This window comes from Bacillus cereus group sp. MYBK227-1 (assembly GCF_051916325.1).
Classification (GTDB): Bacteria; Bacillota; Bacilli; order Bacillales; family Bacillaceae_G; genus Bacillus_A; species Bacillus_A cereus.
On record NZ_JBQAGK010000028.1, the window covers coordinates 1 to 945 of the forward strand.

Below are 945 nucleotides of genomic sequence, written 5' to 3' on the forward strand. Positions count from 1 at the left end.
GTATGTTCTTTGAAAACTAGATAACAGTGTAGCTCATATTTTTTAATTTTTAGTTTGGTTAAGTTAGAAAGGGCGCACGGTGGATGCCTTGACACTAGGAGTCGATGAAGGACGGGACTAACGCCGATATGCTTCGGGGAGCTGTAAGTAAGCTTTGATCCGAAGATTTCCGAATGGGGAAACCCACCATACGTAATGGTATGGTATCCTTATCTGAATACATAGGGTAAGGAAGACAGACCCAGGGAACTGAAACATCTAAGTACCTGGAGGAAGAGAAAGCAAATGCGATTTCCTGAGTAGCGGCGAGCGAAACGGAACATAGCCCAAACCAAGAGGCTTGCCTCTTGGGGTTGTAGGACATTCTATACGGAGTTACAAAGGAACGAGGTAGACGAAGCGACCTGGAAAGGTCCGTCGTAGAGGGTAACAACCCCGTAGTCGAAACTTCGTTCTCTCTTGAATGTATCCTGAGTACGGCGGAACACGTGAAATTCCGTCGGAATCTGGGAGGACCATCTCCCAAGGCTAAATACTCCCTAGTGATCGATAGTGAACCAGTACCGTGAGGGAAAGGTGAAAAGCACCCCGGAAGGGGAGTGAAAGAGATCCTGAAACCGTGTGCCTACAAATAGTCAGAGCCCGTTAACGGGTGATGGCGTGCCTTTTGTAGAATGAACCGGCGAGTTACGATCCCGTGCGAGGTTAAGCTGAAGAGGCGGAGCCGCAGCGAAAGCGAGTCTGAATAGGGCGTTTAGTACGTGGTCGTAGACCCGAAACCAGGTGATCTACCCATGTCCAGGGTGAAGTTCAGGTAACACTGAATGGAGGCCCGAACCCACGCACGTTGAAAAGTGCGGGGATGAGGTGTGGGTAGCGGAGAAATTCCAATCGAACCTGGAGATAGCTGGTTCTCCCCGAAATAGCTTTAGGGCTAGCCTTAAG

1 rRNA gene is annotated in these 945 nt (G+C 49.5%); it reads left to right on the plus strand.

The features are described from left to right. Nucleotides 1-56: 56 nt before the first annotated feature. A 23S ribosomal RNA gene (locus ACTFRM_RS31180) occupies nucleotides 57-945 on the plus strand; the annotation flags it as partial.